Source organism: Mycobacterium sp. (genome assembly GCF_035499775.1).
GTDB lineage: Bacteria > Actinomycetota > Actinomycetes > Mycobacteriales > Mycobacteriaceae > Mycobacterium.
The window spans coordinates 1-3234 of record NZ_DATJYB010000132.1 but is presented as its reverse complement, the minus strand read 5'-3'; the positions used below and the strand labels follow the sequence as shown (position 1 = coordinate 3234).

Below are 3234 nucleotides of genomic sequence, written 5' to 3'. Positions count from 1 at the left end.
GGGGGCGCTGCGAGGCCGGGGCCAGCGGCCCGCAACGGGTGCTCTTGGCGGGTTCAATTAAGCTGGCACGTCGTGAGTTCACCCGACACAGACATTCCCGAGCAGCTCCGGATCCGTCGGGACAAGCGCACTCAACTGTTGGCCGAAGGCCGTGAGCCGTACCCGGTCGAGGTCGGACGCACCCACACCCTGGCCGAGATCCGGGCCGCCTACGCTGACCTGCCGACCGACACGGCGACCGACGACATCGTCGGCGTCGCGGGCCGGGTCATGTTCGCGCGCAATTCCGGAAAACTGTGTTTTGCGACACTGCAGGACGGCGACGGCGTCCAGCTGCAGGTGATGATCAGCCTGGACAAGGTCGGCCAGAAATCCCTCGACGATTGGAAGGCCGATGTCGATCTGGGCGACATCGTCTACGTCCACGGCAATGTGATCAGTTCGCGACGCGGAGAGCTATCCGTTCTCGCCGACTCCTGGCAAATGGCGTCCAAATCGTTGCGACCGTTGCCCGTCGCGCACAAGGAGATGAGCGAGGAGTCGCGGGTTCGGCAGCGTTATGTCGACCTGATCGTTCGCCCGCAGGCGCGCACGATGGCGCGGCAACGGATCGCCGTTGTCCGTGCCATACGGAATGCGCTGGAACGGCGCGGTTTCCTGGAAGTCGAGACTCCTATGTTGCAGACGCTCGCCGGTGGCGCGGCGGCGCGTCCGTTCATCACACATTCCAATGCCCTGGACATCGATCTCTACCTGAGGATCGCACCGGAACTGTTCCTCAAGCGCTGCGTCGTCGGTGGTTTCGACAAGGTCTTCGAACTTAATCGGGTGTTCCGAAACGAAGGTGCCGATTCCACACATTCACCGGAATTCGCCATGCTGGAGACCTACCAGAGCTACGGAACCTATGACGATTCGGCAGTCGTCACGCGCGAGCTTATTCAAGAGGTGGCCGACGAAGCGATCGGGACCAGACAACTGCCACTGCCCGGCGGCAGTGTGTACGACATAGATGGAGAATGGGCGTCGATACAAATGTATCCGTCCCTGTCGGCGGCCCTCGGTGAAGAGATCACACCGGACACGGGCGTCGATCGACTACGTGCCATAGCGCATCGACTCGGCGTCGAGATTCCGGAGAACCGCGACCCGTCTTTCTATGGGCACGGCAAACTGGTCGAGGAACTGTGGGAGCACACAGTGGGCCGGGGCTTGACGGCGCCCACATTTGTCAAGGACTTTCCCGTCGAGACAACGCCATTGACCCGACAGCATCGCAGCATCGCCGGAGTAACCGAGAAGTGGGATCTCTACTTGCGTGGAGTCGAACTGGCTACGGGGTACTCCGAATTAACCGATCCCGTTGTGCAGCGCGAGAGATTCGTCGAACAAGCTCGCGCGGCGGCGGCCGGTGACGACGAGGCGATGGCACTTGACGAAGATTTTCTGGTCGCCTTGGAGTACGGGATGCCGCCGTGTACAGGAACCGGAATGGGTATCGATCGGTTGTTGATGTCTTTGACCGGCCTGTCAATTAGGGATACAGTTTTGTTCCCGATTGTTCGGCCTCACTCCAACTGAACTATGCGTCTTGTGTCTGGATTGAGTATTCTGCGCACTTATGGCAGATTGGTAACTGGGGAGTCTATCCGAACTGCAGAGTAACAGCACAGGAAGAAACGTGAGGGTAAGCCAATGGCGAAAAAAGTGACCGTCACCTTGGTCGATGATTTCGACGGTGCGGGCGCCGCCGACGAAACGGTCGAATTCGGGCTTGACGGGGTGACGTATGAGATTGATCTTTCGACCAAGAATGCAGCGAAACTGCGCAACGACCTGAAGCAGTGGGTGGCGGCCGGCCGCCGCGTCGGCGGACGGCGTCGTGGGCGTTCCGGCTCGGGGCGCGGCCGCGGCGCGATCGACCGTGAGCAGAGTGCCGCGATCCGCGAGTGGGCCCGCCGTAACGGGCACAACGTGTCGACTCGCGGCCGTATCCCGGCCGACGTCATCGACGCATTCCACGCGGCGACCTAAAGAAGCGACTGACCGGCGCCCGGGCCCGACGGCTCGGGCGCCGATGCTTTGTCACTTTCGCTGGCGGCGAAACGACGGCGGTTTGCGGAAACGTTTCGGCGGTTTTCCTCGTTTCCCAGGTACGGCTCTGTCGTGAGGATCCGCAACGTTAGGACCGCTGGCAGGCCGACCATTACAGTGGACGACAGGTACGCAGTGGCCGACCCAGGCCGACCAAAGTACCGAATGGTTGAGGGAGAGCAGGTAACCACCGATGTTCGAACGATTTACGGACCGTGCCCGCAGGGTGGTCGTCCTGGCGCAAGAAGAGGCCCGGATGCTCAACCACAACTACATCGGCACCGAGCACATCCTGTTGGGTCTAATCCATGAAGGCGAAGGCGTCGCGGCGAAGTCGCTGGAGTCGCTGGGGATCTCGCTCGAGGGTGTCCGCAGCCAGGTCGAGGAGATCATCGGCCAGGGGCAGCAGGCGCCGTCCGGGCACATCCCGTTCACTCCACGTGCCAAGAAGGTTCTCGAGCTGAGCCTGCGCGAGGCGCTGCAGCTCGGCCACAACTACATCGGCACCGAGCACATTTTGCTGGGCCTCATCCGTGAGGGCGAGGGCGTGGCCGCGCAGGTGCTGGTCAAGCTTGGCGCCGAGCTGACCCGGGTGCGCCAGCAGGTGATCCAGCTGCTGAGCGGGTACCAGGGCAAGGAAGCCGCCGAGGCCGGTACCGGTGGTCGTGGCGGCGAGACCGGCAGCCCGTCCACGTCGCTGGTGCTCGACCAGTTCGGCCGCAACCTCACGGCCGCCGCGATGGAGGGCAAGCTGGACCCGGTCATCGGCCGCGAGAAGGAAATCGAGCGGGTCATGCAGGTGCTGTCCCGGCGCACCAAGAACAACCCGGTGCTGATCGGCGAGCCCGGTGTCGGCAAGACGGCTGTGGTTGAAGGACTCGCGCAGGCCATCGTGCACGGCGAGGTCCCCGAGACGCTGAAGGACAAGCAGCTCTACACGCTGGACCTGGGATCGCTGGTGGCGGGCAGTCGCTACCGCGGTGACTTCGAGGAGCGCCTGAAGAAGGTGCTCAAGGAGATCAACACCCGCGGCGACATCATCCTGTTCATCGACGAGTTGCACACGCTGGTCGGTGCGGGTGCCGCCGAGGGCGCCATCGACGCTGCGTCGATCCTCAAGCCCAAGCTGGCCCGCGGCGA

2 protein-coding genes and 1 pseudogene are annotated in these 3234 nt (G+C 62.9%); all 3 read left to right on the top strand.

Going from position 1 to position 3234, the window contains the following annotated elements; translation table 11 throughout:
* Nucleotides 1–72 precede the first annotated feature (72 nt).
* Nucleotides 73–1581: a lysine--tRNA ligase gene (gene lysS, locus VML93_RS09340; protein ID WP_325609921.1), complete on the top strand. Its 1509-nt coding sequence runs from the start codon at nucleotides 73–75 to the stop codon at nucleotides 1579–1581.
* A gap of 114 nt (nucleotides 1582–1695) precedes the next feature.
* Nucleotides 1696–2034 carry a histone-like nucleoid-structuring protein Lsr2 gene (gene lsr2, locus VML93_RS09335; RefSeq protein WP_044508725.1) on the top strand — a complete coding sequence of 113 codons (339 nt, stop codon included), beginning with the start codon at nucleotides 1696–1698 and terminating at the stop codon, nucleotides 2032–2034.
* A gap of 253 nt (nucleotides 2035–2287) precedes the next feature.
* Nucleotides 2288–3234: pseudogene (gene clpC1, locus VML93_RS09330) on the top strand (ATP-dependent protease ATP-binding subunit ClpC); the annotation flags it as partial.